The sequence below is a fragment of the Bradyrhizobium sp. 1200_D9_N1_1 genome (assembly GCF_052075915.1).
In the GTDB taxonomy this organism is placed as follows: Bacteria; Pseudomonadota; Alphaproteobacteria; order Rhizobiales; family Xanthobacteraceae; genus Bradyrhizobium; species Bradyrhizobium diazoefficiens.
In genome coordinates this window covers 1,480,451-1,503,197 of sequence record NZ_CP197226.1, presented here as the reverse complement: position 1 = coordinate 1,503,197, position 22,747 = coordinate 1,480,451, and the positions used below count along the sequence as shown (strand labels likewise).

At 58.8% G+C, this 22,747-nt stretch carries 28 protein-coding genes and 2 pseudogenes; 18 read left to right on the top strand and 12 right to left on the bottom strand.

Features of this window, described 5'->3' with window-relative positions:
- The first annotated feature begins 180 nt into the window (after positions 1–180).
- The gene (locus AB5K84_RS07190; RefSeq protein WP_038967830.1) at positions 181–1,332 is read left to right on the top strand and encodes a L,D-transpeptidase; all 1,152 of its coding nucleotides are present in this window, start codon (positions 181–183) and stop codon (positions 1,330–1,332) included.
- A 1,003-nt stretch (positions 1,333–2,335) separates the two neighbouring features.
- Positions 2,336–3,097, top strand: coding sequence for an outer membrane protein (locus AB5K84_RS07185; RefSeq protein WP_028176054.1), 762 nt, complete (start codon positions 2,336–2,338; stop codon positions 3,095–3,097).
- Positions 3,098–3,268: 171 nt separating this feature from the next.
- Here AB5K84_RS07185 and AB5K84_RS07180 read toward each other — a convergent pair whose 3' ends face one another.
- Positions 3,269–4,030, bottom strand: coding sequence for a helix-turn-helix domain-containing protein (locus tag AB5K84_RS07180; protein WP_011090423.1), 762 nt, complete (start codon positions 4,028–4,030; stop codon positions 3,269–3,271).
- Between the two features lie 181 nt (positions 4,031–4,211).
- Positions 4,212–5,393 carry a tetratricopeptide repeat protein gene (locus tag AB5K84_RS07175; protein WP_011090424.1) on the bottom strand — a complete coding sequence of 394 codons (1,182 nt, stop codon included), beginning with the start codon at positions 5,391–5,393 and terminating at the stop codon, positions 4,212–4,214.
- A gap of 1,469 nt (positions 5,394–6,862) precedes the next feature.
- Between AB5K84_RS07175 and AB5K84_RS07170 the strand changes: the two genes are divergently transcribed.
- The 4 genes from AB5K84_RS07170 to AB5K84_RS07155 all read left to right on the top strand — a co-directional run bounded on the left by AB5K84_RS07170 (position 6,863) and on the right by AB5K84_RS07155 (position 8,487).
- Positions 6,863–7,033, top strand: coding sequence for a hypothetical protein (locus tag AB5K84_RS07170; RefSeq protein ID WP_157839457.1), 171 nt, complete (start codon positions 6,863–6,865; stop codon positions 7,031–7,033).
- Positions 7,034–7,037: 4 nt separating this feature from the next.
- A complete protein-coding gene (locus tag AB5K84_RS07165) occupies positions 7,038–7,424 on the top strand; it encodes a hypothetical protein (RefSeq protein WP_063713279.1) in 387 nt (128 codons plus the stop codon).
- Positions 7,425–7,776: 352 nt separating this feature from the next.
- Positions 7,777–8,079 carry a hypothetical protein gene (locus AB5K84_RS07160; protein ID WP_060910340.1) on the top strand — a complete coding sequence of 101 codons (303 nt, stop codon included), beginning with the start codon at positions 7,777–7,779 and terminating at the stop codon, positions 8,077–8,079.
- A 216-nt stretch (positions 8,080–8,295) separates the two neighbouring features.
- Positions 8,296–8,487, top strand: coding sequence for a hypothetical protein (locus AB5K84_RS07155; protein ID WP_011090426.1), 192 nt, complete (start codon positions 8,296–8,298; stop codon positions 8,485–8,487).
- A 312-nt stretch (positions 8,488–8,799) separates the two neighbouring features.
- Here AB5K84_RS07155 and AB5K84_RS07150 read toward each other — a convergent pair whose 3' ends face one another.
- The 4 genes from AB5K84_RS07150 to AB5K84_RS07135 all read right to left on the bottom strand — a co-directional run bounded on the left by AB5K84_RS07150 (position 8,800) and on the right by AB5K84_RS07135 (position 13,013).
- Complete coding sequence (locus AB5K84_RS07150) at positions 8,800–9,156, bottom strand: hypothetical protein (RefSeq protein WP_011090428.1); 357 nt, start codon at positions 9,154–9,156, stop codon at positions 8,800–8,802.
- Between the two features lie 426 nt (positions 9,157–9,582).
- Positions 9,583–10,503 carry a hypothetical protein gene (locus tag AB5K84_RS07145; RefSeq protein WP_038967819.1) on the bottom strand — a complete coding sequence of 307 codons (921 nt, stop codon included), beginning with the start codon at positions 10,501–10,503 and terminating at the stop codon, positions 9,583–9,585.
- Positions 10,504–12,143: 1,640 nt separating this feature from the next.
- Positions 12,144–12,731: an ATP-dependent DNA ligase gene (locus tag AB5K84_RS07140; protein WP_011090431.1), complete on the bottom strand. Its 588-nt coding sequence runs from the start codon at positions 12,729–12,731 to the stop codon at positions 12,144–12,146.
- Positions 12,732–12,773: 42 nt separating this feature from the next.
- Positions 12,774–13,013: a hypothetical protein gene (locus tag AB5K84_RS07135; protein WP_038967817.1), complete on the bottom strand. Its 240-nt coding sequence runs from the start codon at positions 13,011–13,013 to the stop codon at positions 12,774–12,776.
- 379 nt (positions 13,014–13,392) lie between these two features.
- Between AB5K84_RS07135 and AB5K84_RS07130 the strand changes: the two genes are divergently transcribed.
- From AB5K84_RS07130 to AB5K84_RS07115, 4 genes are all read left to right on the top strand, one after another.
- Positions 13,393–13,656 carry a hypothetical protein gene (locus tag AB5K84_RS07130; protein ID WP_028176062.1) on the top strand — a complete coding sequence of 88 codons (264 nt, stop codon included), beginning with the start codon at positions 13,393–13,395 and terminating at the stop codon, positions 13,654–13,656.
- Positions 13,657–13,730: 74 nt separating this feature from the next.
- Positions 13,731–13,886, top strand: a complete 156-nt coding sequence (locus AB5K84_RS07125) for a hypothetical protein (RefSeq protein ID WP_157839456.1) — start codon at positions 13,731–13,733, stop codon at positions 13,884–13,886.
- Between the two features lie 1,136 nt (positions 13,887–15,022).
- Complete coding sequence (locus AB5K84_RS07120; RefSeq protein ID WP_011090434.1) at positions 15,023–15,253, top strand: DUF6894 family protein; 231 nt, start codon at positions 15,023–15,025, stop codon at positions 15,251–15,253.
- Positions 15,254–15,754: 501 nt separating this feature from the next.
- A complete protein-coding gene (locus tag AB5K84_RS07115; protein ID WP_156149849.1) occupies positions 15,755–15,904 on the top strand; it encodes a hypothetical protein in 150 nt (49 codons plus the stop codon).
- A gap of 192 nt (positions 15,905–16,096) precedes the next feature.
- Here the strand turns inward: AB5K84_RS07115 and AB5K84_RS07110 are convergent, their stop codons facing one another.
- Positions 16,097–16,363 (bottom strand): hypothetical protein, encoded by a 267-nt coding sequence (locus AB5K84_RS07110; RefSeq protein ID WP_370204815.1) that lies wholly within the window; start codon positions 16,361–16,363, stop codon positions 16,097–16,099.
- Positions 16,364–16,455: 92 nt separating this feature from the next.
- Here AB5K84_RS07110 and AB5K84_RS07105 point away from each other — a divergent pair.
- Positions 16,456–17,216, top strand: a protein-coding gene (locus tag AB5K84_RS07105; RefSeq protein WP_110115815.1) for an IS5-like element ISBj2 family transposase whose coding sequence is annotated in 2 segments (ribosomal slippage) — positions 16,456–16,795 and positions 16,795–17,216 — 762 coding nt in all. Because the reading frame shifts where the segments join, the coding sequence is not laid out codon by codon here.
- Here AB5K84_RS07105 and AB5K84_RS07100 read toward each other — a convergent pair.
- Entirely contained in the window at positions 17,209–17,943 is a 735-nt protein-coding gene (locus AB5K84_RS07100) for a PAS domain S-box protein (RefSeq protein WP_441232382.1), read from the bottom strand. The genes AB5K84_RS07105 and AB5K84_RS07100 overlap by 8 nt on opposite strands.
- Before the next feature lie 560 nt (positions 17,944–18,503).
- Between AB5K84_RS07100 and AB5K84_RS07095 the strand changes: the two genes are divergently transcribed.
- The 3 genes from AB5K84_RS07095 to AB5K84_RS07085 all read left to right on the top strand — a co-directional run bounded on the left by AB5K84_RS07095 (position 18,504) and on the right by AB5K84_RS07085 (position 19,326).
- Positions 18,504–18,722 carry a hypothetical protein gene (locus AB5K84_RS07095; protein WP_038967816.1) on the top strand — a complete coding sequence of 73 codons (219 nt, stop codon included), beginning with the start codon at positions 18,504–18,506 and terminating at the stop codon, positions 18,720–18,722.
- Positions 18,719–18,967: a hypothetical protein gene (locus AB5K84_RS07090; protein ID WP_038967815.1), complete on the top strand. Its 249-nt coding sequence runs from the start codon at positions 18,719–18,721 to the stop codon at positions 18,965–18,967. The genes AB5K84_RS07095 and AB5K84_RS07090 overlap by 4 nt, the downstream gene beginning before the upstream one ends.
- 164 nt (positions 18,968–19,131) lie before the next feature.
- Positions 19,132–19,326 carry a hypothetical protein gene (locus AB5K84_RS07085; protein ID WP_074076792.1) on the top strand — a complete coding sequence of 65 codons (195 nt, stop codon included), beginning with the start codon at positions 19,132–19,134 and terminating at the stop codon, positions 19,324–19,326.
- On the opposite strand, the gene AB5K84_RS07080 is transcribed toward AB5K84_RS07085, so the two are convergent.
- Together AB5K84_RS07080 and AB5K84_RS07075 are read right to left on the bottom strand one after the other, a co-directional pair.
- Positions 19,248–19,856: a cysteine hydrolase gene (locus AB5K84_RS07080; RefSeq protein WP_011090437.1), complete on the bottom strand. Its 609-nt coding sequence runs from the start codon at positions 19,854–19,856 to the stop codon at positions 19,248–19,250. The two genes, AB5K84_RS07085 and AB5K84_RS07080, sit on opposite strands and share 79 nt — an antisense overlap.
- Positions 19,857–19,858: 2 nt before the next feature.
- Positions 19,859–20,401, bottom strand: coding sequence for a phosphatase PAP2 family protein (locus AB5K84_RS07075; RefSeq protein WP_211434525.1), 543 nt, complete (start codon positions 20,399–20,401; stop codon positions 19,859–19,861).
- Positions 20,402–20,771: 370 nt separating this feature from the next.
- Between AB5K84_RS07075 and AB5K84_RS07070 the strand changes: the two are divergent.
- From AB5K84_RS07070 to AB5K84_RS07060, 3 genes and pseudogenes are all read left to right on the top strand, one after another.
- Positions 20,772–21,134: pseudogene (locus tag AB5K84_RS07070) on the top strand (divalent metal cation transporter); the annotation flags it as partial.
- A gap of 20 nt (positions 21,135–21,154) precedes the next feature.
- The gene (locus AB5K84_RS07065) at positions 21,155–21,496 is read left to right on the top strand and encodes a DUF3147 family protein (protein WP_038967813.1); all 342 of its coding nucleotides are present in this window, start codon (positions 21,155–21,157) and stop codon (positions 21,494–21,496) included.
- Between the two features lie 5 nt (positions 21,497–21,501).
- Entirely contained in the window at positions 21,502–21,936 is a 435-nt protein-coding gene (locus AB5K84_RS07060) for a DUF3147 family protein (protein ID WP_011090440.1), read from the top strand.
- Here AB5K84_RS07060 and AB5K84_RS07055 read toward each other — a convergent pair.
- Positions 21,933–22,115, bottom strand: coding sequence for a carbohydrate porin (locus AB5K84_RS07055; protein ID WP_082901065.1), 183 nt, complete (start codon positions 22,113–22,115; stop codon positions 21,933–21,935). The genes AB5K84_RS07060 and AB5K84_RS07055 overlap by 4 nt on opposite strands.
- 19 nt (positions 22,116–22,134) lie before the next feature.
- Between AB5K84_RS07055 and AB5K84_RS07050 the strand changes: the two are divergent.
- Positions 22,135–22,317 (top strand): annotated as a pseudogene (locus AB5K84_RS07050) (PAS domain S-box protein); the annotation flags it as partial.
- Positions 22,318–22,496: 179 nt separating this feature from the next.
- Here the strand turns inward: AB5K84_RS07050 and AB5K84_RS07045 are convergent.
- Complete coding sequence (locus tag AB5K84_RS07045) at positions 22,497–22,622, bottom strand: hypothetical protein (RefSeq protein WP_257784485.1); 126 nt, start codon at positions 22,620–22,622, stop codon at positions 22,497–22,499.
- Positions 22,623–22,747 lie beyond the last annotated feature (125 nt).

The window sequence follows — 22,747 nt, the reverse complement described above, 5'->3', positions numbered from 1 at the left end:
CGGCAACTCCCACCGTAATTGTGAGTACGGTCCTATTTTCGACCCACTGCGACCAGATTTGAAGGAGAGGCTTGGCGCGCTGGTCGGGATGACGCATCAGGCGTCGGCTTCGCGCATCGTTTCGAAACGATGGAATCGTGCCTATTGGACCGGGCGATGTTCGCTCAGGGATTACGAGCAATGCAGCGCGCGATAACAACGGCTGTATTCGCCATCTTCATGCTCCCTGCGGGGATCGTACACGCTCAATTTCTGTTTGAACCCCAACACACGTTCTGGCCGGGCCAATACGCTCACAAGCACCACCACCGGCAGACAAACTCTGAAACCGCGCCCGAGCCCCTTCCGAAGGGCCCGCTCCAGATCATCATCTCAATAGCAGACCAACGAGTCTCGCTTTTTGACAACGGCGCCCTGATTGCACGCTCTTCGGTGTCCACGGGAATGGAGGGGCATCCTACGCCCCTCGGCGTGTTCAGCGTTATCAGCAAACAACGATGGCACCGTTCAAATATTTATAGCGCCGCACCCATGCCCTACATGCAACGCATCACCTGGTCAGGGATAGCGTTGCACGCCGGTGTCGTGCCTGGGCATCCGGCGTCACACGGCTGCATCCGTTTGAAGAGTGATTTTGCCGTTCGACTCTGGCATCTCACGAAGCGCGGCACGCGCGTGATCATTGCGCACGGTGATGTCCAGCCGGTCGAGATAACCAATCCGCATCTTTTTCAAGCGAAAGCCTCGTCCGCTTCGTCGGAATTCCAGACTGCCACCGTCGCAACCAAGAGCATCGGTACAGCCGCAGCAACGCAGGGATCACTGGTGTCAAACGCGGAGACTCCGGAAGCCGCCAGTCTCCAGGTGCCGGGCTCGGTTCCCGCTGCAAGCGCGCCAAAAAAAATCGTCCCAATCTCCATCTTCGTCAGTCGTAAGTTGAGCAAGCTGTTCGTGCGTCAGGGATTCACGCCGTTGTTTGATGTCCCGGTCAAGATCGAAAATTCGGAGGAGCCGCTGGGAACACACGTGTTTACCGCAATGGAATTCCAGAACGAGGGAACGGCTATTCGCTGGACCGTCGTGTCGATTCCGGACGAATTTCCTCGCATCGAGGGTGCCACGAAAGGGCGCGAGGCGCCCGTGAAGCAAACCGCCCTATCGGTACCGTCGCCCGATCAGGCCAACGCTGTCCTCAACCGCATCGAAATACCTCAGGATACGGTTGAGAGGATCTCTAAACTTCTGACGCCGGCCTCTTCATTGATTATTTCCGACAACGGATTTAGCCATGAGACCGGAAAAGACACGGATTTCATCGTGGTAACGCATTGATGCGGCGACGCAACCCACCAACAAACGACGCCGCTGCGCAACCCGTTGGAATTGTTCGACCGCAATTCTGGTGCAAAATTCTTGATGTCCGCACCTAAGCCAAAACGGCGCGAGGTCCGTTCTGGGTCACGAGCGACAAACCTCACGTTGAGCACAACGAGTCCGCTCTTGCCTCGGTCGCCGACATGCGAGCGGACATGAACTTCTGTCGCTAAGGGCCATAAGCCGACCTGCCAGGGGCAGGGAATGCTCCGATGAGCGGCAGTGGTGGCATGGCAGACACGATCGAACCGGCTGGGCGTTACCAGCGGCACTTGGTCACCTAGCAGGCTCACCGTCGATCAGGCGAAGGGGGCGGCCCCGGTTGGCTTCGCTGGCAGCGGATGCCAAAAACTCATTTAGCAGGTGTCGTTTGATCCTGATCGGTTCACGCTCGCCTTGGGAAGCGAGTAAGAGAACGCGCTCGGCAACTTCCACCGCAGATCGCTGCTGCTGACGAGTGAATGACGGACTGGAAAGAACGTCGTCTAGAACGTCGCGGAGCATATGTACTGTTACCGTGTCGTAAGTCATGCGCCGAATACCCCGCTCGTCGAAACAAGATGCGTCGTAGTGATGGCGCAAGCGAAAGGAAGTGAAGCGTCGCCGGGCTCGAAATAAGCGTCCCGGCAGCGCTTATTCTCTAACTGAGCGCTGAAATCCCAGTCGTCCTGCATTGCGCAATGGTCATGCCACAGGCTTGTGACACCGGTTCGCGCCGGGGTTCCATGCAACAGTCGAACGGCGACCGGAAGCCCCGATCGCGATCTACAGTCCCGTAATATGCACGTTGACGTGCATTTGGTTCCCAGCAAGTTCTTAATATATATAAAGAATTTCCGCTAGATATCTGCGCCGAGTGTTGCAGCTTAGCTACATCAACCTTCAGGCGAACGGGATAGCGTTGATTCCTCAGGTGGGCGTCGTGCCTTTTTTGAACTTCTTTCTGGGGAGATTTCTCGTAATGAAAAAGCTTCTGATTGCCGCGGCCGGGATGATGGCCGTGGGTCTATCCGCCCCTGCGTCGGCGGCTGATCTGGCGGCCCGTCCCTACACCAAGGCGCCGCCCCCGGTGGTCGCGCCGATCTATGACTGGACGGGATTCTACATCGGTGCCAACGGCGGTTGGGGCCAAAGCCACAGTTGCGTGGATTTCGTAACTGCCCTTGGAACGGTCGCGAGCGGGTGCGGTGATCGGTCGGGAGGCGTCGTCGGCGGGCAAATTGGATATCGCTGGCAAACCAGTCAGTTTGTGTTCGGATTGGAAGCCCAAGGCGATTGGGCCGACCTCAAGAACACGCGGGTGAGCCTGTTCAATCCGACGCTCTCAACCACGGCAAAGACTGACGCCATCGGTCTGTTCACCGGGCAACTCGGTTGGGCTTGGAATTCGGCGCTGCTCTATGTGAAGGGCGGTGCGGCTGTGACCAGCAATCGCTTGACTATATTCGACAACACCACCGGGATCGGTCTGGTCTCGGCAGATAATACGCGCTGGGGCGGTACCTTGGGTGTCGGCTTTGAGTATGGCTTCACGCCCAACTGGTCGGTCGGTGTTGAGTACGACCACCTGTGGATGGGGCACGCAAATAACTCCTTCTCCGTGGTCGATCCGCGCCTTGCGGCGGTACTCAACGACCGGATCAGCCAGGACGTGGACATGGTCACCGTTCGGTTCAACTATCGCTTTGGTGGTTACGGGGCTCCGATCGCGGCGAGATACTGATCGCTCCAGTCTGTGCAAACCAAAGCCCCGGCTCGCCGGGGCTTTTTTGCGGGCTATGAATTGCTAGCGTCTGAGGTGGGTCAAAATGCGAAGGACTCAACGTAAGCTCGGGTCTGCTATGCCCCGTTGAATGGACCTCAATGAGGCGTGTCGCCGCTTCGCTACCGGAAGTCAGGCGTCGAACTCCGCGAGAGCATGACGATCTAGCAATTCGATCCGCCGCTGAATGTTTCCGTCAAAGCGCAGCAGCGCTTCGTCTCGAAGTATGGAAAACGCGCGGGAGACGGTTTCCAAGGTGATGCCGAGATAGTCGGCGATGTCGCGGCGGTTCATTGGCAGCAACATCATCGCGGGATGTGCTAGCCGTTCATCCATTTCAAGAAGGAAGGCGGCAACTCTCTCCAGGGAAGTCTTCCGCCCCAGGAGAAGCATGTGATCTTCCGCGTGCTGCAGGTTTTGCGTAACAAAGCAAATGAGGTTTTTTGTGCTGACTACTCGATTTTGCATGGCATCGAGGATGCTGCCTCGCTTTATGATGCGAACGTGGGTTTCGACGAGAGCGTCAGCGCTAAACCGGTGCGCGACGCCATTCTCAAATCCGAACATGTCACCCTGGAGGTGGAACGCATTGATCTGGTGGCGACCATCTGGGAGCATCTTATACGTCCGCACCGCTCCGGAAGTAATCTGGTAGACGTATTCGTCGGCGTGCCCCCCTTCGCCAAAAATCTCGATGCCCTTGCGATACTTGAACTCGCTGCAGAAGACGCGCTCGCCAGCGAGATCGGCGAGGGGCGGACCTACGTAGTCAACCGGAGGCGGGTGCTTCTCTTGGCTGGCCGGAAAAATGCGTACAAAAGGAAGCCGCCAGCCCTTGGGGAAGCCAGCGGCTTTGGGTGGGGTCGCGTAGTGGGGGCTACGCAACGTCTCCATTAGCTCTAGCGAAAGGATCGCATGTTGATCAGGATCAAGCTGGATATCGGGTGGAGTCGATGGACGCCCGCTATGGGTCAAAAGCGACCGTCTGGCGCTCGGCTACAAACTTCCGGTCTGCCCCTATGAACTGACATCCCGCTACACCGCGCCTACGGACGCGATGGGCCATATGCGGAAGTCACTGCTCCGGTAGCCCCGCTTTGCGCAACGCTCCTTCCACGTAAGCGCGCTGCTCCACGTAGGCAGGATCGTCCGACAGATCGGTGGCCCGGAATTTCGCAAGACTGGTGTAGTTCGGATTCAGGCGACCCGCCGCCGCGAGTGCCGCGCGGGCAGCCGCTATGTCGTCTTTGATAGCCATGATCGCGGCGTAGTAAAGTTGGCCATATGCCAGTCTCGGATTCGTCGCCACCGACCTGCTGAGCCAGGTTAGCGCCTCATCATCGCGCCTGAGCAGGATCATCGCGCGCCCCATTTCAAACTGCCACGTTCCAAGACCCGGGTCGCGTGGACTGAGTTCAATGGCCCGATCGAACAGCGGGATTGCGTCAAGAGATTTCCCGGTGAAGACAAACGTCTCGCCAAGAAAAAGCGTCGTTGTCGCTATATTGCCGTTGATTTGCAGGGAGATCCTGTACTGCTCGGCGGCCTCTTTCTGCCGCCTCTGTGCCTGCAGGGCCCGGGCGCGCAACGCATGAGCGGCCGCATTATTCGGATCGAGCCCGACTGCTTGCTGCGAGAGCTCGTCGGCGCGACTTAAATCTCCTGCCGGGTCGGGGGATTGTCCATTGATCACCAGATTGGCTAGTGTCAGGGAAAGTCCTGTCATCGCCCTTAATGTATGCGGATCAATCTCAAGCGCATGCTCAAACAGGCGCCGAGCTTCCTCACGCGTCTCGGGCGTGGTCGGCTTGTACACGGCAGCCCATCCCTGCAAAGCAAGGTCCGACGCGGTAGGATTGGTCTGGTGCTCCAGTTCGATGCTGCGGGCCGCTAGAACAACCAGTTCCAATCCCAGAGTGCGGGCGATCCGGCCGGTTATGTCATCTTGCAATTCCAGATAGTTGCTCCGCAGACGATCGAAGCGGTCCGACCAGACATGGCCGCCAGTTTCAGTATCGATCAGCTGCGCATTGACTCGAACCTGATCGCCGACGCGCTGCACGCTACCTTCGAGCGCGAAGCGGACACCGAGTTCACGCCCGATCTGGCGGGCATCTATCGACTTGCCCTTGTAGGTGAACGCCGTGTTGCGCGCGATACGAAGCTGCCCTGAATTCGCGAGAGATCTGTTGTCAGGCCGTCCGTGTGCGAAATAATCCTGTCCCGGATCGCCACTGAGGTTGGTGAAGGGAAGCACGACAATGGATAAGCGCGGTGCTGTCCTGGATACTCGGGACGCCGCTTACGCGCCCTCTCGCGAGGGCCAAATCCGCCGTGCCGCTGTGCCTCGTGGTGGGGCGCTACCCGTAAATTTCCCAAGTGTTGGCGACTAGGCGCGCTGGTTAAGTGGTCGGCAGGTTCTGAGCGCCGTACCATGAAAGCACCGAAGCCAAAGCAATGGGCCGAGCAGGAAATCCGACGCTTGGTCAGGCTCGCCCGGCAGGGCGTTGGCGTATCGAAGATAGCCACCGAACTGGGCCGCCATGCGGGGTCGGTGAGGCGAATGGCGCGAACGATGGGAATACTATTGAAGAAGTAGCCGTCGTTCGACGCCTGATCCGTTGAATGCAGGGCGGCGGCCCTACAGCCCAAAACCGCGGCCAATCTCCCGCACAAGCCTGAACGCAGCGTCAGTATTTCAGCCGTAAAAGAGCGCCTGATCGAGCTGCGAAAGAATGCTCAGCCCAAATAGCGCGATAGCTATGCCTCTAAACATGGTTGTGGACCGGGTTGAACCATACAGCGAAAGTTCAAATCGGCCCCAGCCGCAGGTTGGGAGAAACAGCCGGGGCCGACATTCCCATTCCGTGTGCCGTAATCAGCGGTAATCGGCACGGCTCCCAGCAAGCCACAAGAAAGCTAATGAACTGTTTCGCTCGCCTCTGTTCGGGCGGACCAGCGCCGCTGCGTGCTCCCGTGTGTAGCGCAGCGGTGACACTCCGGGCCCGAGCCCCCATAACCTCAGCAGCCTGAACGGCAGGTTGTTCGGCTACGGGGCGAGGCTAATAACCTGGCGAAGCAAGCCGCGTCGATCTTGCGCAGGCGCGCATCGCTGCACCACCTAGCTGAAGGAGGTGCGTTGCCGCTGCGCGGCGCGTCGCGAGCTGGCCAAGCAGAACTCACATCGTTTGCAACAATATCATTCCGACGACGGTCACAAAGAAACCGATTGCCGTCACTGCGGCGAAGCACCGCTCTACGCTATCCATGAACGCAACCCCTGCCGAAAAAATTCAGTTCAGCGTTTTCCGTGATCTACTGCGATTCCAACCGCTGACTCGCTCGTACCCCGCGAGGAAATTTGAGATCTCCTTCCCTAGAACAGAACGCTCTGCAAAGAGTGAGAGCTAGCTGTGACCGTCAAGGGGACTTGGTACCGAAAGCGCTCATGCCGCCCTACTGTGGGCCGATTGCGTGGTGTTCGCATCATCTCCAATTGCTGGGAGCGGGAAGGCAGATGTGCATGACTGATCGCGCAGCGCATCATCGGCCAAATGCTCCCAAAACTCAGCTTCGGCGAGCAGTTTCCAACTTCGATCAGGGTGATGCGCAGCAGTCTGACGGCACAGCGATGCCATCGCGCGCAGGCGACTTAGAGTATCCACCTACTCCTCCCAATATCTTTGTTTTTTCCACCCTATTTTCTATTTTTGCGTCGGAGTCATTATGATTATGACGCAGAACCAATTTTTAGGTTTGCAAGCGCGATTCGGCTTTCGTTACGCCTCAAATCGCGTCCCGAAAACAACGGACGTCGAACTGCTGATAGAGCGGCTTCGAGAGCTGGAGCTTAGCCTGGCGGCGCGAGAACTGACGGACAAGCACGAGCCGCAGTAGCGTAATGAACAACCAAGGCTGGCAGGGGACTTTCGACGATCCGATCCTACTGCCAGATGGCCGCAAGCTGATCACGCTGCACGACGCCGCCACCGTCATCACGAAGCTGCCGAGGCCCGAGCATGATGCTCCGGAATGGCAGGCCGCCATCGAGGCGCTGATGCTGGTGGTCGATCTCGGAGGCCCGACGATCTTCGCTCGCGTCGGCGTTGTGCGTGCGCTTAGCCGACATCAGAAGCCGTTCGTCAAGCCGCGCAAGAAGCGCGTGAGAGCGTACACGAATCGTCAGATGATGAAGCGGCCCTGGATTGTAAAACATCAACCGCGCCCTATTCGCAGCGCAAGCACTTGTGCTGCGTGGGGCGCGGAGGTTGACGCTCGCTTTCTCTGACCGCCAGGACGCTGGCACTGTCGGCGCTGACCCCGTCGGGCGCTGGCACTACCTGTTTGCCAGGCTAGCCGAACACCTGTCTGTGCTCGCATCGGAGGTGGAGCGGGCGATTGGCAAGCCTGCCGCCCAAGGCCGTAAAAGCCACACGGGCGACGATCTGCGGAGGCTGCCGCTGCATCTTCGCAAGTCCAATCTAGAACGCCTACTTGCGCGGCGCCCACGATCTGCGCCACGGGCAACTCGACAAGAACGCGCCTCTGCTTGAGTTACCTCCTAATGGTAGACGCCCGATCTACCGTTTGTTCGCAACGATTGGCATGATGCACGGACTGTACGCCGTGAGGTGAAGACAATGATCAATGACCGCCTCCTGCGGCCACCGCCGATGGCTCGCATCCGCAAGATCGGCATCATCGGAACCGCACTCCTCCTGCTTGGGCCGATGGCCGCTTCCACCGTTCTTGGAGCAGGAACGCGCATCTCTGAAGGCTTCGAGCCGTTCGAGAAATCAGCGAATGAGCGCATCGCCCAAGCCTTCGAGGACATTAGGGACCTCGCGCCCATCTCTGATGAGCTGAACACCGCGCTGGCGTCGCTGAGCCAGAGTGTGCAGGGCGCGCAGAAGCCGCCGGTTCAGGCTGAAGGCAATGAATGACCTGATCTGACTTCCTTCTGTGATGAGAGGCAATGCAGCTCGTAGTAACGCCGTGCCGTTTGAGGTGCCATTTCCGGGCATGGGACAGCAGGCACGTTTTCACCACGAGGTTGTCAAAATAATCCCTCTGCTTCCACGGAATGGGATACCTACGACGTCCAGTACCTCAACGCCGATCCCAAGTAATTGCGACCACGTCCGTCGGAGAGATCGACGATGACCGAAGAACGAATTGCTCGTTTACGTACCCATAGGAACAATATTGATCGATATCGGCGCCTGCTCGAAACTGAGTTAAGTGAGGCCGAACGGCACTACCTCGAAAGGCGGCTGTCCGAGGAACAATCCGCAATGGAAATGGACCTGAGCACGGTCGAGCCGCCGCCGATTATGGTCGGACCGAAATGACCACCTCAGATCGAGCACGACCTTTGGCGGGCGACGGCCCGACCACTGCGGAAACTGCTCGGCGTCTGGGGATAAGATACCAACATGCCTACAACATCCTGCACAATTCTGGCGCTGACAAATCCAATCGGCGGATCGGGGCGAGGCAAGTGGGTCTCCTCGCCATATACGCGCAGCGGCGACATTAAGGGAACGAGGGAAAGACGGCTACGTTCGACCACAACAAATGGCCCCGACGCTTTGCACGTCGGGGCCCTTCAAGATTATCAGGCCGGTTACATCCGCCGTGCCCTCTGATCCAGATGTCGCCGATTACTGCACCCGATTTTGTGCAGATGATGGCAGCCGCACGGCATTGAGGTAATCACATGCGGCGCGAAAGCGCTCGGCCGCCAGCTCGCCCTTGCGCCACTCGGCGCGCAGTCGGCGCTCGGCCGCCAATTGTAGACCCGCGACCGTCGTTGCGATAACGTCGTCGATCTCCGCGCCCGTTAAGGTCCGGCGAATTTTCAGCACGATGCTCAGGGCCATGATGATTGGGCCGTGTGGGCGCAGCAGATCGTGCGCCTGCTGCTCGCAGAACGACAGGAACCGCTCGACAGCCTGTGCCGACTTGCAGACCAATGTCGCGAGCGCAACTGCTTGCTCAACGTCACTAACGGAGGGCACGGGCTCCCTGGCAGAAGCATACGTTCCGCGACAGATGCCGCGCCCAGCTCAATGCAACGGTCGAGCACGTGCAAGTACGTATCTGCGGCATCGCCGCGAACCTCGCCATCCTGGGGCATGAGGTCCCGCAATTGGCCGCACAGCTCCGGCACATCAGCAGCGTCGTCATCGCTGCCGAAGGCAACGCTGTGGCGCGGCCCCCACACGAGACCGCCGTACTTCCCGTTCTGATCGGGATTGATTGTCGCTCCGCCGAGCGGCTTGCCGAGCAAGCGCGCTGCCACGGCGTGACCGGCCGAGCAGATCGTCGTATTCGTCGTGCTCGTCGCCAAAGCTCATGTAGTCATCATTCATGCCGGAACTCCTGCGGCCAGCTCATCGCGTCCGATGAGCTGGCCGCCTTCCACCGACTCCGCGAAAGCTTATTCACGAACGCGGAACGTCAATCAGGATCGTGCGCGGTTCCGCGGTGGGGAGCGGAGTGAAGTTCGCTGAGCGCGGCACAGGATCGAAGTGCGGCAGGTTCTTGGGCTCCTCGACGACATCGAGATCGATGACATCGGGCGCGCGCGGATTGAAGTCGCCGCCGCGCGTACCACGGAGCCGAGCGCGCTTCGGATCCGTCACCAAGACCGCCACACCCATGCGCAGAGCACGCTGCGCAGTCGTCACCGGCATGGTTGCATCTTCAAATTGCTTGGCGAAACGGATGCGGCCGTCGTGATCGCCGAAATTTGCAGACTTCATCATGAAGATCATTTGCGTCGGCGGCGACGGCTCAGCAATCGGGACCGAAGTGGTGACCGGCTGGGCTGCCGGGATAGGCGCAACGCCCTCGCGGACCGCGACCACCATGCCGCGCAGCTCCACGAGCGCAAAACCGGCAGCGACTTCGACCTGCGTCGCGGTGTTGCAGATAAAGCGGACCATTGCGCCGCTCTCATGGTGGAAGTGAAGTTTCTCCAGGGCGTCGGCAAAGCGCTTGCCAGCCGCCAGATAATCCGGCAGCGCCCGCTCGACGGCATCGAGATCACTAGCCAGCTTTTCGCTTGCGGCCTTGCGTTCGACAGTAGCGCGTTCTGCTGCGAGCTTCTGCTCGGCATCGGTAATCTTCGCCTGCACCTCCACGAGCGCATTCGCGTAACCGTCGCGGGTCACGGCGCAGGCGGCGACCGCCGTCTCCAACTTCGCGCGGGCCTTGTCATCGGCATCAAGATCGGCATCGAGGTGGTGACGCTGGAGTTTCGCTTTGGCGTCATCGTGGGCCGCTTCCGCAGCGGAATGGCGGCTATCCAAGGCTGCGGCGCGCGTGCGCAGCGAGGCCAGTTCGGCTTCAAGCTTTTCCATGGGTGATTTTCGTCGGAAGAATGGTGTCATGCCTCCTAGCCTACGGAGAGCAAACCGATTTGCGAATGATGGACCTGTGGCCTGCGTCACATGGCTGGGCATTCAAGGGCAATTGTTGTGGTGATGCCCAATGATTGCCGGATCGTTGGGCGGGCGCACTTGCAAATGGCCTCAGATCAGATGTCCGCTTGCCCCTGATAAGCGGCGGAATAGCGGACGTTCTCCAGTGGCTGCTTGGGGCCAGGAGCGGACAGCGCGTTCTAAAGCCCCGTCAGTGCACGGTTTACTGATATCTCTTGCAGCCTCTTCTCACTGCATCCGGACGCAATATTATCTTCCATTCCATTGTGACCAGCGGCACTCCAGCCCATCGTTCGTAATCACATTCGTAGTACACGCCGCGCCGCCCGACTCCCCTCGCGCATCTCGCGCCAGCGGAAACCAGCTCTTTCTGCAAAACTTGAAGATCTGAACCCGCAGGAAAGCGACTGTTCAGATACGTTTGCGCGGCGCTACAATCTCTTTTCGCGGCAAGGACTCGAAATAGTTGAAATCGAAAGTCGTCGGATCTCCTCCCATCGCTTCTTCACAACATATGGATGGAAGTACCACGACCAATAGTGATACCCAACCCGCCGAGCCCGAGCGCATCTCCCATGTCCTTCAACCAGTTGTTAGGCTAAACCGCGTGGAGAATACAAGTTACTCTGCTAGTGGCTCTACAATGTATTCAATTGGTTTGAACATGCACAGCTAAAGATTGCAATTGGCAGGTCGTTACGCCGGCCGAAGTGTTGTCTTGATGTCTGCAACGGGTCATTCGCGTTCATTTGGCCGCATCCCCACCACGTCTGCTCTGGCGTCGGCTGCTGACGAGCCGGGCGCGGTTGCAAGTTCGCCCTCGGGGGCGTTCTCCGTGGTCAGTTTCGTTCTGGCCGGCCACTGCCGCTGTCTCGGATCGCCCTGGGCAATATCACTTGGCCTTTGGTCGAGACGGTGGTGGTCAGTTTCTGTTTGGATCAGCAGGCACGGCGGACGTAACCGGCCTGATGATCGTGAAGGGCGACGACGTGCGACATCGTCGGGGCCTTTCTGCTTTGTGTCAGGGGAAACGGATCGGCCTCGCCACGGCCGCCTATCTATCGACGTTATCTCCGCGGGTTGCAAACCGCTCGTCCACGGGCGTTGGCTGCCGCCTGGGTTCGTAGCGCTCCACTAAATTCAAAAGGCGCTTTTTGATGAATGGGTCGGCTTGCTCTGCGAGTTCACGTAATATTTTCGCACGTTGCCTATTAAATTCGTCGTCCAACATAGTCGGCCCCATTATAAAATATGAGATCGCAATAGTATGAATGTAGCGGCTTAGGCTTCGCGAGAAAGCCCAAAATATTTTCCTGCGTGACTAATACGAACGGCCGCGCGTTACAGAAAGACCATCTACAGACGGTCTTTCTGTAGGCGCCGGATGCGCGTGGCTTCTTCCCCGCCGATCATAATATTACCAGCCAATTTTTAGCGCAGATTATCTACGCAGGTCAGGCTTATCGTGTGAAGCCGAAACCACGGTGCAAATCATGGAACAAGAGAAGAGTTGCTTGCGTGCAACATGCTAGTGCCTGCCAACTTGTTTGTTCGCGACCTCACAGCTCCCGCTCCATCGCGGGGTGACTGCGGTTTTTTACCTTTACCCAATGCTTGCTCCGGCCCGCCTGATCAGGCTGGTCGCGACGCTTCGATACCAATCCTTCAAGACCCATGTTGCACGCGGCGCGGAATAGGTCAGGTCCAAGCTGGCCACGCTCAAAGGGATTAACGAAAACGCCTTCAGGACGCCGCGCCAGCAGGCGCTCCAAGTTCGTCTTCCGCATCGACAACGAGAGCCTGCGGTGATCGTCGCCGCCTTCGGCGAGAATATCGAAGGCGCAGAACTGCACTTCGTGGTCGCGCTTGCGCGAGTGAAGTGCGTTGAAATCGGAGATGCCATCGACGCCGAGCACGACTGCTTCGCCATCGAGGACGAAATGCTTCTGGCGGACCTTGCGCGCGGCCTCGACGATCCAAGGATAGCGACTGGCCCAGTTGTACCCGCCGCGCGTGATCAGGCGTACCCGGTGGCCCTCGCGCTCAAGGCGAAGACGGTAGCCGTCATACTTTACTTCATGAAGCCAATCCGGCCCGCTAGAGACGGCCACACCTCTGCTGGGAAGGCAAAACTCAAATGAACGCATTCAGGAAAAATAGGCATTCGATGCCTGATTACGAGATGGAGCTTAGGGCAACTCGGTCAAGCTGGCGTCCACATTTTTACGGCTTGGGCGGCAGATCAGGAGCGATGTCGCTGCCGTGCTCTCACCGATAGCCTGCTCTACTGCGGATGCGAGCACCGCAAGGTGTTCAGCCAGTTTGGCAAACAGTTCGCGCTTTTTGGGGTCCGTCGCCAAGTCGCGAATAAGGGCGCACTCAGCGGCGTCTCGCTGTAGCTTCTCCAGTTGGGCCTGCATGTCTTTCATCTGCGGCCTCGATGTTCCAGTGCGGGAACATTACAAATACCTGTTCCGGGTCACAAGTGAACAGAGCGATATCGCCGACTGGGACTAGCCTCCAATTGCGTGGCGCCTCCTCACGGCGCCAGCCCGTCGGACCGCTCGGCCCCGCAACTGTCCCCTCCGTACCGCCGCAAGTGGGCCGGGCTGGTCCGAGGGGCTTTGCGCAGCGTCAAAGCGATATCCTGCCATGTCGGACAGACTGGACGCGTAGCCGAACAACCTATTGTCAGGCTTCTGAGGTTATGAGGCCCTGGGCTCCTAGGCACACCGGGCCTCGCCTTAACTGCCTATCCGCCCCTGACTGTGTGTTGATCTCGCAGGCGATGTGCGACAGGAGGCTAACGTGTCCGCCGAAAATTACGCCGATGATCTCCGCGCGACCGTGCGCTTTGCTCTAGAGACGACCCGTGCAATCGCGGTCTGCCCCTTCCATTCTCAAGTGACCATCCGCATAGGGGATGATGCGGCCGAGAGCCATGCTTTCGAGCGCGCGAAGAGAGTCGTCAAGAGTGACGGCACGAACTGGGACCCGCGGGCTCTTATGGGCGAGATTGGTCGGCAGCTAGGTGAAGCCGCTGACGGTGAATGTCCGCTTTGCGCGTCGTAGAGAGCCATCCGTCTGGCGCTCACCCGCGCATATTGTGCGAGCGCGGTTGCTGGCCGCTCGCAGGTGCTCGGCTGATGTTTGCGATCACCTGTTTCGCCGTTTTCGTATCCGCACAGTCAGCCAAGCCGCGGCCTGAAGACTGCGCACTTCCGCTGCAGGCCGATACCGACCTGCATTCGTCGAATTCGCAATCTTCTTCGCTGCATCTTCGCCACATCGCCTGCCGTTGAGATCGCCGGCGTCGCCAGTCCGTGTAACTACAGCTCCGGATGAATACTGTGAGAAAAGCTGACTTATCGAGCGATCTTTGTGTGGGTGCGCCCCAGCGGCAAAGAACGTGGCCGCGATATCGAGCGTACGAAAAGCCGTCCTCAGCGACATTCGCGTTTCGACAAGTCTTGAGGGAGCTGACCGCACGAGCGGCCTTCAAGCGCCCGAGGAACATCTCCGCGCGCGGTCGGTTGGCCGAGTGATTGCCGATGAAAGGACGGGGCGGCGGGAGGAGGCTGCGGTGGCAAGAACATCAATCTCGAAGACCGACTTGGAGCTTATGGCGCTTCAGCAGATTCGGAGCTTCCCGGGCGGCGAGCATGCGGTTTCTGTCGAGGTCGAATGCGTCGCTGGCGAGGCCCGAGACGTGACCTGGAGGCTTCATGTCACCGCAAAGGACGAAGCCGACTTCGGGCGTATCCATTATGCCGCAGAGACCACGACCGAAAGATTGAAGCGACGGTATTGCCTCAAACGGTGACCAGATGATCCATCACGTCTCGCTCGGCAGTAACGATGTCAACAGCGCAAGAGCTTTCTACGATCCGCTGATGTCCCTTCTCGGACTGCGGCTCCTCAAACACTCGGACCGTTCGCTCCACTACGGCGCCTCGGATATCATTTTCAGTATCGAAACCCCGATAGACGGGCTTCGGGCAACGGCAGGAAATGGCACTCACGTAGCTTTTCAAGCACCGGATCGCGAGACAGTGAGAGCTTCCGCGCGACCGCACTTGCGCTTGGAGGCGTTGACGAAGGGACTCCCGGCATCCGAGACAATTACAACGCGAATTATTTTGGTGCCTTCGTACGCGACCTCGATGGAAACAAGATTGAGGCGGTGACGTACACCGCAAGAGAAAGCTTTTAAGAAGGCCCTTGAAATTCGCCCCGGCTAGGAGGCTGTCGAGGCCGGTGTCCCGAGAAGCGCGTCCTGCAAAGCGAGAGGATTTGAACCTCCGACCCTAGTCTCCCAGGCGCGGGCAACCTTTTGATCTTTCGATGTTATTTTCGAACTACCCTATTCAGCCCCCGCTGAATGAGCACGCTTTTCGGCCCGATTGGAACGTGAGCCTGACGTACCGCATTACCGCGCATGCCGAGATATTTCTTTCACATTACGCACGAGCGCACCGAGATCGACCGCGTGGGCGAGGACCTCCCGGACAAGCATGCCGCGTGGAAGGAGGCCACTGTCACCGCCGGGCAGATACTACAGGGCATTGACGGGAACCTAGTACCGGGCCGAGACTGGCGGATGGAAGTGGCCGACGAGTTTCAGAACACGCTCTACGTTCTGCATATTCGGGCTGAAAAACCAGCGTAAGGCCGCCTCAGTTGGCGGTTTAGTGTTCGATTTTCATTGCGAACTGAGTGTTCGCGAGCCACATACGATAGCCCACCACCGTTGTTCCTCCAGATGGAACCAACTTGTCGGGATCCGCATCTTAGGAATCGGAAAACTCAAACCCTGCGGTTAGGACCCGTAAGACGAGGTGTTGTCATGCAGCGCCGCCGCCGTTTCAAACAAATACAGTCCCTTGAAGAACGTTTAGCCGAAATAGCAAAACGCCTCCGTGAAGAGGCCAAATCCCTCCCCCAGGAATGGAGCGCCAAGAAAAGCTCCGCAAAGCCTGGCAAGCCGAAACCGGCTCGCACGTGAGCGAGTGGCTGAGATCGCCCGGATTGCCACTGCCTGAGTAATCCGCTCAGCGGTTTCAGGAACATTTGCCGGCATAGGCCGGTTGATCGCCATCACCGTTACAACATTTGGCCTTTGCCGGTGACTGCGAGTCCTTGTTCACGCCTCCCACCGTGGATGGCAAGCATGTGCGAACATTGCGTGGAGCTAGATAGACGGATCAACCACCTGAAAGGCTTGCTTGCGAAGGTAACTGATGCACAGACAGTCGCCGCAATCGGCGCGATGGTCGAGAAAATCGAAGCCGAGAAGATCGCCCTCCATCTCACCAAATAAAGGCCGCCTCAGTTGGCGGCTTCTCCTGTTCGAGGATCGAGCGGCTCAACGCGCGAAGGTTTATCGGGTGCTGTCCTAGGCCGTGTACCTATAAACCCGGCGGCGTCATGTGACTGGTGGCTCCTATAGCGACCAAGTTCTTGGGGCAGCGCAATATGTCGTGAGAGCAGCGAAGCCAAGCTCGATTGGGTTTTACGTCGGAACGGCGATTTCGCAAACTAGCCCTTCCGCGCGCCAGTCAAAATGCACCTTGCCGCCAAGTGGGGTGATCGTTCCTTCGATGAGGCGGCTACCAAAGCCCTTGCGTTCGGGCGCATTTACCCTCGGACCGCCCAATTCGGTCCAGCGGAGCATTAGCTGTCCATCCTCGGCTCGCGACCAATCCAATCCAATCCAGCCTTTCGCGTTAGACAGCGCTCCATACTTGGCAGCGTTGGTCGCTAATTCATGCAAAACCACAGCAATCGCCTGTGCAGCGGTGGGTTCTAGGGTCTGTACCTAAATAGCGCCACGTGATTCTCTTGCCTACGTGTTGATTCGGGGGCGAGAGAATGCGCGCTGGTTTGTTTTGGCTGAACGACAGGCAATGGGCGCGTATCGAACCGCATCTGCCGAGGGGACTGACGGGGCCGGATCGGGACGACGACCGACGCATCGTCAGCGGCATCATTCACATGCTGCAATCGGGTGCACGATGGCGTGATTGTCCACGTGAATACGGCCCTTACACGACGATCTACAATCGCTTCAATCGCTGGGCCAAGCGAGGACGATGGTGCGCAATCTTCGAAGCGCTGGCCAAGCCTGGCGAAGACGGCGTCGTACTGTCGCTCGACTCGACCTCGATTAAAGCTCACCGGTGTGCCTCCGGCGGAAAAGGGGGGAGCACAATCAAGCAATCGGCCGCTCGCGCGGAGGCCGCACGACAAAAATCCATGCGCTGAGCGATCCGCTCTGCCGGCCGGTCGTCCTGCATCTGACTCCAGGCCAGGATGCCGATATCGCTGCGGCTCCCGATGTCCTGGCGCTCGCGCCACCCATGAGCGTGCTCCTCGCCGACAAAGGGTATGATGGCGACAAGCTTCGCGGCGCAATCATTCGTCGCGGCGCCAAGCCCGTAATCCCCAATAAATCTAACCGTGTCGTCATCCATCGCTTCAACAAACGCGCCTACAAAGGACGAAATGTCATCGAACGCTGCTTTTGCAGGCTCAAGGACTTCCGGCGCATCGCCACGCGATATGACAAGCTCGCCCGTAATTTTTTGGCCGCTGTTCATCTCGCCGCTCTCGTCGCATATTGGCTCAATTGAGTCTGGACCCTAATACAATTTGCAGACCCTCCATCACAATCCGCTTGTCTTGGCCTTCTTGGAGATAAGGGGCGAGCTCTTGCTTGGCGATCGCCGAGACCTCGGCTCCTATCCACCGCGTTTCAACAAACAGCGAGTGAACATTTGCCATCGCTTGGATGCGCCCGCTGATCACTTCCTTGAGGCGCTCGGAGGTGTCGGACTGAGAAAGATTGATGATTGCCTGTACGTTCGCGAGGATGTTCTTGCTTCGGTGCTCCGCCTCGCGAGCCAGAATGCGAATCTGCTCCTGAGCTCGCTTGTGCTCGGTAATATCTCTAGCAATCTTAGATGCGCCAATGATGTTGCCGTGGGCATCTTTGACAGGAGAAACGGTCAGCGAAACGACGATTGAGCTACCATCCCTACGTCGGCGAACAGTCTCAAAATGGTCGAGGCGCTCACCTCGTCGGATGCGGGTTAAAATCTCGCGTTCTTCGCTTTGTCGGTCCTCCGGGATCACAAGTGTAATAGGCTGGCCGATCGCCTCGGCGGCCGAATAGCCGAAGATGCGCTCAGCCCCCTTATTCCAACTTGTAATAATGCCGTCCAGATTCTTGCTAACGATCACGTCGTCGCTAGATTCAACTATGGAGGCCAGCAGATTGGCCAACCGCTCGGCACGGTCCAGGGCCGGCTCGTTGACGAGAGCTTCGCGTTGAAGTCCCGGCTCTCCTTTAATCGCCAATAGGACCCCCAAACCCAGATGTTGCACTGCCGTTGGTGCCCAATCATAGCACCGAAAGCAAAGGCAAGAAGGTGTCCATTGGGACGGTTTCAGCGGAAATTGTCGGTCCCCTTCTACTCGGTAAGTGTCCAACCGGGGCCTGCCCGGAAGCGTTGCGTCTGGACAGGGCTGGCTGCGCGTTATGAGTCCGCGCCCTAGTTAAGACACTCGCAGGGGCAGACAGGAGACACCCGCCTAATCTGCTGCGTCTGTGGCAGCGAAAAAATCAATTAGACGATTCACAAATGTGCTTGCGAGAATCTTGAGGATCGGGAAAAATCGGCAATCCGGGGCTGGCTAGACCATTTGATCTCGGAATTATTGAAACCCGGACGGGGCCGCTGATGGCGAGTCGGCGGCCCTTGTCTATGTGGCAGGGCGGCTGCCAAGTTTTCCTGGTGCCCCGCGACCCCGTTGGCGACGTGCTCTATGGTACCGAACTCCTAGACCTATGCTATTGGCGGTCCACCGCAAAGATTGATACGTGACAGCGCCCGTGCCGAGCTCCTATTAAAGCCCCCATGACCACGCCGATCACGATCAAGAAGCACGAACGCGTCCCCGACACCGGCAGCTATAAGGTCCGCTTCGCGGACGGCCGTCCGAGCGTCTATTTCTACTGGGGCGACCTGCCCGGCCGGCGGCTTCGACCGGATCTGCTGACGCGCAACGAGGCCGAGGCCAAGGCCAAGGAACTGGCTCGCATCGAGCGCGACAAGCTCGCCGGCGCCAGCGCATGAAGCACGTCGAGACCCGCCACTTCGCAGATCCGCAAGTTGCCGCACGCAAGCTCCTCGAGCTCGCCGCCGGCGTCGAGCCCGTCAATGGGCGCATTCACATCGAGAAGATCAACGCGCCGTTCCTCTCCAGGAACGGCTGCAAGGCGACGGGCCCGGAGTTCGGCACCGGCATCCAGCATGCGGTCGAGAGAGGCTGGCTCGAGCTGCACGAGAGCGGAACCTTCGTGCGGCTTAATCAAGGCTGAGGTCCAATAAAAACGGCCCCAGCATACCCCTATGCTGGGACCGTTGGAGGTGCTTGGCGGTAGTGGGTCGCTAAGCATCCCTAGCTTAGGAAAAACTGGCAATCAGGTCTGTGCGCTTTCGTACACAAGCGGTATGGTTCCGCTCGGGAACGGAACTGATCGCAATGAAAGGCATGCAGGCTCAATTGGAAAAGCTCCGCACGGATGCTGCCGAGTGCGCCCTCATCCGTGACCTGGCGACCGCCCCGAAGAAACGAGAGCTTTTTACGAGGTTGGCTGATCACCTGACGACGCTCCAGCGCGCAAGGATGCTGGCAACCGGCGCCACCTCGATCTGCAAGCTGAACCTCTTGGTGTAGAGATTGATGAGCGCATCGTGACTTTCATCAGACGAGCTGCAGAGCGCGTCCTCAGCGAGGATAACACGGTAGCCGATATCGACCGCAGCCAGCACCGTTGCGAGCACACAGACATCGGTCTCACCGCCAGACACGATCAGCGTGTCCACCTGATGCTCATCCAGAAAGGCTTGCAGGCGCCTATTGGTGAATGCGCAGTAAGTCTGGCGGTCGATGACTGTGGCAGGCGGCACAAAGCGTGTCAGGGCCGGCATCAGCTCAAGCAACCCCGGATCGGCCTTGTCGCGTGTCACGCATTCCCATTTCTCATAATAGGCTTTCCAGACGTCGCGCGCCTCGGCCTTGTTACGGACCGGAATGAAGCGCGTGAAGACGGTACGTGGCGGCGCGTGCGCAATCAGCCTGACCGCCTCGGGTAGCGCACGCTCCAACCAGGGCGTTGCCCACGGGGCATACGGTGCGAACAACCTTTGCATGTCGATGCAGAGATGGACGGCGTGAGGACCGGGGGGTGCGAGCAGTTGCCCCATGACTAGCCCGATCTTCCCTGACGACCAAATCCCGTCAGCCGCCTTATGACGCGCTCCAGCGCGACTCCGATCGCCAGACCCGCAAGTACATCACTTGCCCAGTGAGCCAGCAGGAACACGCGCGTCGACACCAGAACGGCGCCGAGGCCCCACGCGAGATTGCGCTTGGCGGGCGACAGGACCGCGGCGGCGGATGCGAGGGCACCGACATGCACGGCATGCCCCGAGGGGAACGCATCCAGCGCGCGGCCGGAGAGTGGGATGCCATGCAGATGGCCGCGCACGGTGCGCCGGTCCGGCCGCACCTGGTCAAAATGCGTTTTTAGAAGGTGTGGCAACAGGACAGAGGCGAGCGTCGTCAGCAGCACATGATCGCTTGCGTGCCGCTGCGGCAGTGGTTTGGCGCGACACCAGAGCCACCATCCGACGGCAACCGCGGTCAGAATATGCTCATCCGCTCCCCAGGTCAGCGCGCCCGAAATCCGCTCCGGCAGCGGACGGGTGTGTCGCGCAATCGCACGCGCAAGTTCGATATCGGCGGACAAAGGATGTACTCGTATCGTCATCGACTGCCTTCTCTCGCAGATGTCCTTATGCCCTGCAGCAATCTCCGTAAAAGAGTGATTGGAAAGCAGAGCAAGTCGACCTGGTCTTTCAATCAACCGCCTCGAAAACCGTTCCCGGCGAGGAACTGTGCGCCGGACGGACGCGTTGGATGCGAGGGACAGATCAATGGAGGAGAGAGCCATGGGCTTTGGACGAGGCGCATTGTTGTGGTTGCTGGGCATACCGTTGCCGATCATTCTGCTGCTCGCGATCTTCTGGCACCATTAAACCAGCGGCACAGGTCAGGCGAGCCTGTCGGCCAAAGGACTGTCAAAGTGCCCTGAGCAGCCCTGATGTAATATTCATGCGATGCTGGCCGGCTCGACAGCCTATGCCATTGGCGAAGGCCGCAGATGCCCCGTTGGCCTCGCCCGCAAACCGCGGCAGGCCATGGCGTTTTATTCGGTGCTTGCCCTCTCGGTCGGCCTCGGTGTGGCGCTCAATTTCACGCCAATTGATCCGATCAAGACGCTTTACTGGAGTGCGGTCATTAACGGGGTGCTAGCAGCACCGGTAATGACCGTTTTAATGCTGCTTGTCAGACGGCGTGACGTGATGGGCAAGCTCGTGGTCGAAGGCTGGCTGTATTGGCTCGGCTGGGCGTCGACGGCGGCGATGGCTCTTTGCATCGTCGGCATGGCGGTCAGCATGCTGGTACCAAGATCGTCCTAGAAACGGCGATCAAGGAGGAAATGGTGGACTACGCGCTGCGCTTTCTGATTGGCGGCTTGGTCGTTTCCCTGTTTGCGGTCATAGGCGACGTGCTGCGGCCCAAGAGCTTCGCGGGATTGTTTGGCGCCGCGCCCTCCGTAGCTCTAGCAACGCTCGGCCTCGCCTTCTCAAAACATGGCGGCGACTATGTTGCGATCGAAGGCCGCTCGATGATGCTCGGTTCGATCGCGCTCGCGGCTTACAGCGTTGCTGTTTGTCAGTTGCTGATACGGGCCGAATGGTCGGCGCTCAAGGCCACCCTCGCCGCTTTCGCGATCTGGCTTGTGGCCGCGATAGGCCTCAAGCAATTTTTGATAGGCTGACCACTATGGTTGTCCACTTCAAGTTCTCCGCACTCAAGCAGGGACGACTTTACGAATATGTCGTGCGTTTTGCATTGGGCGGGTTGGCAACCGTGGTGGCTGGCCTTGTCGCGGACGGGGCAGGGCCGGAGGCCGGCGGGCTGATGCTGGCCTTTCCAGCGATCTTCTGTGCCAGTGCGACCTTGATCGAGAAGCATGAGCGTGAGCGCAAGGAGAAAAACGGCCTGCGCGGGCAGCGACGCGGAAAGGCTGCCGCCGCACTTGATGCCGCCGGGGCCGGATGGGGAAGTCTGGGCCTTGCCTGCTTCGCGCTCTTCATCTGGCACGGACGCGCTTTACAGCCCGCGCTCTGCCTCGCAGCGGGTTCGCTCGTCTGGTTCGCGGTCGCCGTCCTCATGTGGCGCCTACGGCGCGAACTACGTTTCGGAAGTCCCTCCTAAAATTTAAGAGTCGTCCGCAAGCCGAACACGGAAGCATTCTCGAGTGGCGTTCCGGCTAGAGGTCCTGAAGGGTTCGTTGCTCCTCCACCGGGGTGAATAATGTACTGAAAATTGGGCTGCAGCGTCCAGCCATCCCTGATCTGGTACTGATAGACGGCGGTTAGAAGGCCTTCGCTCACAGGTTATTCGGCGGCCCAACTGCTGGGCCTAACAATTTTCGAGGAGACGCATCCGGAAGATGTGTCGGAGGATCGCCGTCAATTCCAGCGCCAGCTCGCGGGCGAGTTCGAGCGCTGCAGCATCGAAAAGCGCATTGCCCGCAAGGATGGCGGCCATATCTGGGCCCAGGTGACGTCGTCGAGCGTCCGCGATGCTGACGGGCGCTTTCTTTATGCGGTTCGCGTTCAGCACGACATCACCAATCGCAAGCGAGCTGAGAGGCACTATCCCGTCGCATGGAAGAACACGCAGCGCTGTTTGCCTTTTCGGAACGATTGCAGCATTGCACCTCGTCCACCGATTGTTACGAGGCCGCCCTTAATGCAGTTCCGGGTCAAAGGTCAGGCCCTTGCGCTTTCCTGCCAAGGCGGCCCAATAATAAACGCGCATAGAGTGTTGAAACAGCCGGACTGATAGATCTCGCCGATCGTCATCTTCTCGAACTCGCAGGCGGTGAGGAGGTACATGGAACATAATCCTTCGCGCCTGGAAGTTTTATCGGCTGGTTCCAAAGAAAGCCTTGCCGAGCAGATCGAAGTTTATCAATTGCGATATTGGCTCCGTAGACGCGATGCGCACGAAGTCCGCTAAT

Excerpts from the sequence above, each read along its gene's own strand:
- AB5K84_RS07115 (WP_156149849.1), top strand. The coding sequence starts at position 15,755 with ATGTGCGAACATTGCGTGGAGCTAGATAGACGGATCAACCACCTGAAA.
- AB5K84_RS07190 (WP_038967830.1), top strand. The coding sequence starts at position 181 with ATGCAGCGCGCGATAACAACGGCTGTATTCGCCATCTTCATGCTCCCT.
- AB5K84_RS07065 (WP_038967813.1), top strand. The coding sequence starts at position 21,155 with ATGGTGGACTACGCGCTGCGCTTTCTGATTGGCGGCTTGGTCGTTTCC.
- AB5K84_RS07170 (WP_157839457.1), top strand. The coding sequence starts at position 6,863 with ATGATTATGACGCAGAACCAATTTTTAGGTTTGCAAGCGCGATTCGGC.
- AB5K84_RS07140 (WP_011090431.1), bottom strand. The coding sequence starts at position 12,731 with ATGCGTTCATTTGAGTTTTGCCTTCCCAGCAGAGGTGTGGCCGTCTCT.
- AB5K84_RS07160 (WP_060910340.1), top strand. The coding sequence starts at position 7,777 with ATGATCAATGACCGCCTCCTGCGGCCACCGCCGATGGCTCGCATCCGC.
- AB5K84_RS07095 (WP_038967816.1), top strand. The coding sequence starts at position 18,504 with ATGACCACGCCGATCACGATCAAGAAGCACGAACGCGTCCCCGACACC.
- AB5K84_RS07135 (WP_038967817.1), bottom strand. The coding sequence starts at position 13,013 with ATGAAAGACATGCAGGCCCAACTGGAGAAGCTACAGCGAGACGCCGCT.
- AB5K84_RS07145 (WP_038967819.1), bottom strand. The coding sequence starts at position 10,503 with ATGGAAAAGCTTGAAGCCGAACTGGCCTCGCTGCGCACGCGCGCCGCA.
- AB5K84_RS07080 (WP_011090437.1), bottom strand. The coding sequence starts at position 19,856 with ATGGGGCAACTGCTCGCACCCCCCGGTCCTCACGCCGTCCATCTCTGC.
- AB5K84_RS07060 (WP_011090440.1), top strand. The coding sequence starts at position 21,502 with ATGGTTGTCCACTTCAAGTTCTCCGCACTCAAGCAGGGACGACTTTAC.
- AB5K84_RS07155 (WP_011090426.1), top strand. The coding sequence starts at position 8,296 with ATGACCGAAGAACGAATTGCTCGTTTACGTACCCATAGGAACAATATT.
- AB5K84_RS07185 (WP_028176054.1), top strand. The coding sequence starts at position 2,336 with ATGAAAAAGCTTCTGATTGCCGCGGCCGGGATGATGGCCGTGGGTCTA.
- AB5K84_RS07045 (WP_257784485.1), bottom strand. The coding sequence starts at position 22,622 with ATGTACCTCCTCACCGCCTGCGAGTTCGAGAAGATGACGATCGGCGAG.
- AB5K84_RS07120 (WP_011090434.1), top strand. The coding sequence starts at position 15,023 with ATGCCGAGATATTTCTTTCACATTACGCACGAGCGCACCGAGATCGAC.
- AB5K84_RS07090 (WP_038967815.1), top strand. The coding sequence starts at position 18,719 with ATGAAGCACGTCGAGACCCGCCACTTCGCAGATCCGCAAGTTGCCGCA.
- AB5K84_RS07125 (WP_157839456.1), top strand. The coding sequence starts at position 13,731 with ATGTTTGCGATCACCTGTTTCGCCGTTTTCGTATCCGCACAGTCAGCC.
- AB5K84_RS07085 (WP_074076792.1), top strand. The coding sequence starts at position 19,132 with ATGAAAGGCATGCAGGCTCAATTGGAAAAGCTCCGCACGGATGCTGCC.
- AB5K84_RS07165 (WP_063713279.1), top strand. The coding sequence starts at position 7,038 with ATGAACAACCAAGGCTGGCAGGGGACTTTCGACGATCCGATCCTACTG.
- AB5K84_RS07180 (WP_011090423.1), bottom strand. The coding sequence starts at position 4,030 with ATGGAGACGTTGCGTAGCCCCCACTACGCGACCCCACCCAAAGCCGCT.